General features: G+C 73.4%; 6 protein-coding genes. 2 read left to right on the top strand and 4 right to left on the bottom strand.

The window, feature by feature from the left end:
- Both ACLEQD_RS34680 and ACLEQD_RS34675 read right to left on the bottom strand, forming a co-directional pair.
- Positions 1-948 (bottom strand): hypothetical protein (locus ACLEQD_RS34680; RefSeq protein WP_410389985.1); only part of this gene is annotated, 948 nt, incomplete at its 3' end.
- Entirely contained in the window at positions 945-3,122 is a 2,178-nt protein-coding gene (locus tag ACLEQD_RS34675; protein ID WP_410389984.1) for a hypothetical protein, read from the bottom strand. The genes ACLEQD_RS34680 and ACLEQD_RS34675, both read right to left, overlap by 4 nt.
- Before the next feature lie 215 nt (positions 3,123-3,337).
- On the opposite strand from ACLEQD_RS34675, the gene ACLEQD_RS34670 reads away from it, so the two are divergent.
- Together ACLEQD_RS34670 and ACLEQD_RS34665 are read left to right on the top strand one after the other, a co-directional pair.
- Complete coding sequence (locus ACLEQD_RS34670) at positions 3,338-3,718, top strand: FHA domain-containing protein (protein ID WP_410389983.1); 381 nt, start codon at positions 3,338-3,340, stop codon at positions 3,716-3,718.
- On the top strand, positions 3,706-4,632 hold the full coding sequence (locus ACLEQD_RS34665; RefSeq protein ID WP_410389982.1) for a sigma 54-interacting transcriptional regulator: 927 nt from the start codon (positions 3,706-3,708) through the stop codon (positions 4,630-4,632). Before ACLEQD_RS34670 ends, ACLEQD_RS34665 begins: the two co-directional genes overlap by 13 nt.
- 3 nt (positions 4,633-4,635) lie before the next feature.
- Here ACLEQD_RS34665 and ACLEQD_RS34660 read toward each other — a convergent pair whose 3' ends face one another.
- Together ACLEQD_RS34660 and ACLEQD_RS34655 are read right to left on the bottom strand one after the other, a co-directional pair.
- On the bottom strand, positions 4,636-5,283 hold the full coding sequence (locus ACLEQD_RS34660; RefSeq protein WP_410389981.1) for a hypothetical protein: 648 nt from the start codon (positions 5,281-5,283) through the stop codon (positions 4,636-4,638).
- The coding region (locus ACLEQD_RS34655) for a PEGA domain-containing protein (protein ID WP_410389979.1) at positions 5,280-6,228 on the bottom strand (949 nt) is incomplete at its 5' end. The genes ACLEQD_RS34660 and ACLEQD_RS34655, both read right to left, overlap by 4 nt.

Genomic DNA, 6,228 nt, shown 5'->3' with positions numbered 1-6,228 from the left:
GGCGCGCGCCCGGCCCGCGTCGAGCGCCGCGAGCTCCGGGTCCACGGGCGGCGGCGTCCTCGGGTCCGGCTCGAACACCTCCGCGAAGTCCGCCTCCCCGGGCGCCAGCGCGTCGCGCACGGAGACGAAGTGCTCGTCCTCGCGCACCAGGTGGAAGCGGTGCGTGAAGCCCTGCGGCGCCTCTCCAGGCAGGTGCACGCGAATCGTCTCCTGGCCCTCCACGCGCCGCATCCAGCCGCCGCGCTCGGAGTCGAAGTCCGCCTCGGCCCTCGCGCCGAGCACCTGCACGCGCAGCCCCAGGCGCCGGGCCGTGTCATCAAGCTGATAGCGTGGCTTGGTGCGGACGATGCGCGCCGTGCCGCCCCGCGCCTCGTCACGGCGGTACTCCGCGGTGTAGGCGCCCACCCCGTCGCGCTGCTCGGCGCTCCAGCGCGGAGAGTCATCGCCCGGCAGCACGAACTCGAAGCTCTCCAGGAGCGTGCTCACCAGACGGCGGCTCGCCCCGCTCCAGCGCGGGGAGAAGCCGAGGCCCGCGAAGCGGCACCGCGCATCGACCCGCACGTAGAAGGGGCTGTCTTCGAGCTCCACGGCGCTCCCCCGCTCCTGGGAGAGCGCCTGCTCGAGTACCACGGCGCTCAGCGCCGCTCGCAGGAGCGCGGGGTGACCCGGCCGCGCCTCCTCGACGACGACCCAGCTCAAGCGGCCCTGGAAGTGGTCCTCCGCCCCCTGCGCGGGGGCCTCGTCGAGGGTGGCCGTGGACTCGAAGGAGAAGCCCGCGGCCTGCTGACGCTCGAAGCGGCACTCGCGGGCGCCCGGGCTCCGGGCTTCCGCCGGTGCGCCCGTCACGCCCGGCGGCGCCTCCTCCTCCAGCGCCCCCCAGGTCCCGGCCACGAGTCCCATCGCCGCGAGCCCGAGCCCGGCCGCGACGCCGATCCTCCGCCCGTTCACTCGAGCACCTCGGCGAAGTCCATGGAGCGGTCGAGCAGCGTCTGGGAGAAGCGCCGCGAGCTGAAGCTGAAGAGGTGCACGCGCAGGGTGCGGCTGAAGCGGCGGATCCCGACGCGGCCCACGATGGACACGTCTCCGCGGATGAGCTGCATGCCGAGCTCCCAGTTGGCGTTGCCGAGCACCATCAGGTTCCCGTTGTCGCGCTGGCCAAAGGCCAGCGAGGCGGTGAGCGGGAAGTCGGTGTTGACGAGGTCGAGGTCGGCCACCACGGCGGCCTTGACGATGCGGAGGTTGATGCCGCCCTCGATGGACGCGGTGAAGTTGAACCCGGGGGTGATGGAGCGCGCGATCTGCCCGCACATGCCGAGCGCGTCCCCGGTCTGGAGCAGCTCTCCGCACCGCGCCGCGTCCGTGGAGACGGAGAGGCTGTCGTTCGTCGTCAGGCCCACCTCACCCCCGAGGCTGATCTTGAAGCCGATGCGCACGGGGCCGAAGCCGAAGCCGAGGTTCGGGAAGCCGAACGACTTCGCCGCGGAGAACTCCTCCTCGTGCTCGAGGTTGGGGGCGCTCTGGGAGAAGCTGTGGATGCGCTGGTTGAACGCGTCGACCGTGAGCTCGTAGCCCGTCTCCCCCGGATCCACGCCGAGCGTGGCCTGCCCCACGGCGCGCGCGATGGTGACCGAGTAGGGCCGCCCGAGCTTGCCCTCGAGCTCGACCTCTCCCTCGATGCGGCTGGCGGCGCCGGCGCGGTCGAGCTTGTTCCGGGTCGTGAGCCGCACCGCGACGCTCATGCGGTCCGGGTTCCCGAGCTTGCGGGTGAACTCCTGGTTGAAGCCGATGGACGTCGCGGCGGAGGCGGCCGGGGTCTCCCGCACCAGCACGACCGGGATGACGTGGCAGTCGCTCGTGTCCCCCTGGCCCTCGTTGCCCTCCTGCGCGAAGTCCGCCACGAAGCACCCCTTCACCTGGAAGTTGCTGACGCCGGCCCACGCGCCGCCCTCGCCCAGCGCGGCGCGAGTCTCCCCCTCGGCGAAGAGCTCGTGCGCGAACGTGTTCGCGGTGCCTGGCTGCAGCTGCTCGATGACGACCTCGGCGAGGCGGCTGGACTCCGGGTCCGGGGCCCCCACGGTGAGCGGAAGCCAGCCGTGCTCCGCGCCCTCGGGCGCGAGCTCGTACCGGAGCGTGGCGCGGCCGGGCATGGCCGTGAGGGTCCCGAGCTCCGCGGGGTCCTGGCCGAACTGGAGGTCCCCGGTGATGCCCGGCGCGTTCGCCTCGAGCTCCGGCGGCACCTCCTCCGGCGCCAGTCCGGAGATGTAGGGGTCGCGGCCGTTGACGACGAGCGTCGACTGCACGACCAGGCTGGGCGCGAGCTTCTCCTCGGGGACGCCGGGCGCGGCGTAGGGGAGGAGGGCCACCGACGAGGTGGGCTCCATGGCCTCGTAGCGGACATCGATGAGGGTGTGGCTCCCATCGCTCGGGGTCGGCTGGAGGTCGATGGCGTAGACACAGCCCCGGCGGAGGTCCGGCGCGGAGGGATCGGCGACGCCCCGGCACGCCTGGTTGGGCTCGGCGCCGCGGGCCGCTTCGGTGAAGGTGACCGCCGGGTAGTCGATGCCCGTGTCCGGCTCGTCGCCGTCGAAGGTGACGCGCAGGTTCACCGTCTTGTCGACCAGCGCTCCACACAGCGAGGTCGGCCAGATGAAGCCATTGAAGACCTGCTCCTGGCCGTCGCCGACGAGCGCGACGTCGATGGCGCTGGAGGCGCACTCGATGGGCTCCGCGGGGTTGGCGGGGTTCGCCTCGATGAAGCTGAAGCTGACGGCGACGTTGCGGGTGGCTGGCGCGGCCGGGGTGAGGCTCGTCGACGTGATGCCGAACCGGATGGGCACGCGGTTGTTCACGAAGACGGGCTTGCTCAGGTCGTATCTCAGGTCCAGGTACGTCAGCCGCGCCTTCGTGAGGCAGACGCCGTTGTCCGCGCTGTTGGGGCAGACGGCGGCGTTCTGCTCGCCCGCGTCGGGTGCGCCCGCGTCGGGGGAGCCGGTGTCCGGCCCGCCGGGGTCCGCTCCTCCGCAGGCGCTCGCGAGCAGGAAGAGGAGCGTGCCGAGGACGCGGGTCTTCTGTCTGGCGCCGTGACGCGGGCCGGGTGACGGGGATTTCGCGGGGTGCTTCATGCTGGACCTCCAGGTGGGTGTCACGTGGTTCGGTCGGGGGCCAAGGCAAGCGACGTACCAGCGCGCCGGGCGGGGGAGCGGGCCCTGCTCGCGGTCCTGCTTGTGGGGTGCGGCCTGTAGGCAGTCGCCAACACCCCCTGGGGACGCGGCCGACAGGGGGCCCTGTGTTAGCTTCACGCGCCATGTCCAGCGGAACGACGCGCCCGGATCGCCCCGTGGGGCTCCCCATCCGCACGCTGACCATCGAGGTCGTGGGAGGCCCGGACCAGGGCCGCTCCTGCACGGCGGAGGGGGACGCGGTGACGGTGGGGACGGCGGACAGCAACGAGCTGCGCCTGACGGACCCCACGGTGTCGCGCTACCACCTGGAGCTCTCGCGAAAGGGAGACCGCGTCGCGGTGGCGGACCTGGGCTCCACCAACGGCACCGCGGTGGGGCCCGCGCTCCTCGAGCGCGGGACGGTGGCGCCGGGGACCGTCCTCTCGCTCGGGCGGACCTCGCTGCGGGTGGGGACGGGCCCACGCGCACCGTCTCCCTCCATGACTCCGGAGCCCTGGGGCCGCTGCGAGGCCAGAGCGCCCCCATGCGCAGGCTGATGGCGCAAATCCTCCGGGCGGCCCGCACGGACGCCTCGGTGCTGCTCCAGGGCGAGTCCGGCACGGGCAAGGAGCTCATCGCCCGGGCCCTCCACGACGAGAGCCCGCGCGCGAAGAAGCCCTTCGTGACGCTGGACTGCGGGGTCATCTCCCCCGGGCTCGTCGCCAGCGAGCTGTTCGGCCACGAGCGCGGCGCCTTCACGGGGGCGGAGCGCCGCCACCTCGGCGTCTTCGAGCGGGCGGGGGGCGGCACGCTCTTCCTGGACGAGATTGGCGAGCTGTCCCCCGCGCTCCAGACGGCGCTGCTGGGAGTGCTGGAGCGGCGGCGCTTCCGGAGGCTCGGGGGCGGCGAGGAGCTGGCCACGGACGTGCGCGTCGTCAGCGCCACCCACCGGGACCTCCGCGCCGAGGTCAACGCCAACACGTTCCGCCTGGACCTCTACTACCGGCTCGCGGTGGTGCGGCTGGAGGTGCCCCCGCTCCACCAGCGCGTGGAGGACATCCCCCTGCTGGTGGAGCACTTCCTGAGCGAGGCCGGGTACACCGGCCCGGTGTCCGCGCTGGTGCCCCCGCCGCTCATGGCCACGCTGCTGGCGCACCGCTGGCCGGGCAACGTGCGAGAGCTGCGCAACTACGCGGAGGCCATCCTCGCCATGGGAGAGCCCCCCGCCCTGGAGCAGGCCGTGGGAGGCCCTGGCGCGGCCCCGGCGTCATCGCCCCCGGCGCTCTCCGTGGCCCAGCCCCTGGAGCACGGCTACCGCGAGGCCCGGCAGAAGGTGCTCGAGGACTTCGAGGTCCAGTTCCTCGAGGCGCTGCTGGAGCGCGCGGGGAACAACATCTCGTTGGCGGCGCGGTTGGCGCGGATGGACAGGAGCTACCTCATCGATCTGCTCCACCGGCACCACCTGCGCTGACGCTCAGGGCCTCCAGTGCAGGTCCCCGGAGGCGCAGACGCGCACGCCCTGGGCGCACTGCTCGGTGAGCGTGTCGAAGCCCAGGTACACGTCGCCCTCGATGGCGTTCAGCTCCACGGGGCAGCTGTAGGCGCACCCCACCAGCGCCTCCTCGCGCAGCGCCGTCACTCCGCCGCCGCGGTCCTCGAGCTCGTCGCAGGGCTGGAGGGTCGCGGTGGTGCGGACGATGACGAACTCCTCCGGGGCCCCGCTGGAGATGGAGGTGCCCGCCAGGCTGCGCAGCGCCTCGCGAAGCTCCTCCCGCGCTCCGGCGCGAGGCAGGCCGGTGATGTCCGGCAGCGGGGCGGGGATGCACACGCGGTGCTCGGGGATGACCGCGCAGTCATGGTCCGCGCACCAGCTGACGAGCTGACCGGAACGGCACCCCGGCAGCCCCCCCAGGCGGACGAAGTCGATGACGAGCGAGGCGGGCACGGCCCCACCCCCGGCCGGCACGGCGCGTGAGAGGAGGTAGGCGCCGTCGTCCTCCCGGCACAGGAAGCCGTCGAGCCCCTCGCCCTCGGCTCCGAAGGTGAGCCGCACCTGCCGGACCTCGTTACACCCGGTGAGCAGCACGCAGGCCAGGAGCCCCTCGAGGATGCGTCTTCTCAAAATCCCACCTCCGTTCGAACAGGCTGCCGCCAGAGCAGGGCGGTGGTGACCGTGCCGGCGATGAGCGCGGCCACGCCCACGGCGACCCAGAAGTCCCGCCGCTGGTAGAGCGCCGGCGCCGGCTCGACGACCTGGCCCTGGATGAGCAGATCCCTCAAGACGCCCTCCGCCGCCGCGTCGAGCGCGTTCACCTCGCCCCAGCGCTCGGTCCGGGCCGCGGCGCGTCCCTGGAGGGCCAGCGCGCCCCGCAGCCGGTAGCCCTCGCGCTCGGGCTCGGCGGAGAGCAGCACGAGCCGCGGTGCCCGGAGCGCGGTGGACAGCAGGCTCAGCGAGCCCGCCGAGTCCAGGTTGGCGGAGGACTCACCGTAGTGCGCGGACCACTGCCCCGCGGCCAGCTCGGGCGAGGCGGGGAGCGTGGTGAAGGCCACGGCGAGCTCGGGCCCCCTGGCCGAGACGACCTGGACCGCGAATTGTCGTCCCTCCGCGTCGACGCGAACCACGTGCCGCCCCTCCAGGACCTCCAGTGCGCACGGCGCCGTGCACACCCCGAGCCGCCCATCCAGGGAGATGCGCGCGGGGCTGGAGTCGGACGTGATGCGCAGCGTGGTGCGCTCCCGCGCCGCGCCTTGCTCCGCGCCGGTGACGAGCACGCGCCCCACCTCGGAGGCAGCACCGCCGATGTCCGCGGGCAGCTCCAGCCCGAGCACGCCCAGCTCCGAGGCCACCTGGAGGGCCGTCTCCTCGCGCCGCAGTCCCACCTGACAGGCGACCTGCCACAGCAGCCATCGGGCGGCGGCCTCACGGTGCCCCTGGCTCAGGGTCCTGGGGAGCACCCCCGTGTCTCCGACCTCCTGGAGGCATTCCGCGAACTCCGCGTTGATGTAGTGCCGCCGCGCCTCCTGCAGGTGCCGCTCGGTCTCCAGCAGCTGGACCTCCCCCCCGGGC

Origin of the sequence: Corallococcus sp. 4LFB, assembly GCF_046520365.1 — a bacterium.
GTDB lineage: Bacteria > Myxococcota > Myxococcia > Myxococcales > Myxococcaceae > Corallococcus > Corallococcus caeni.
The sequence above is the reverse complement of the archived record's forward strand: the minus strand, read 5'-3'. Positions and strand labels throughout refer to the sequence as shown.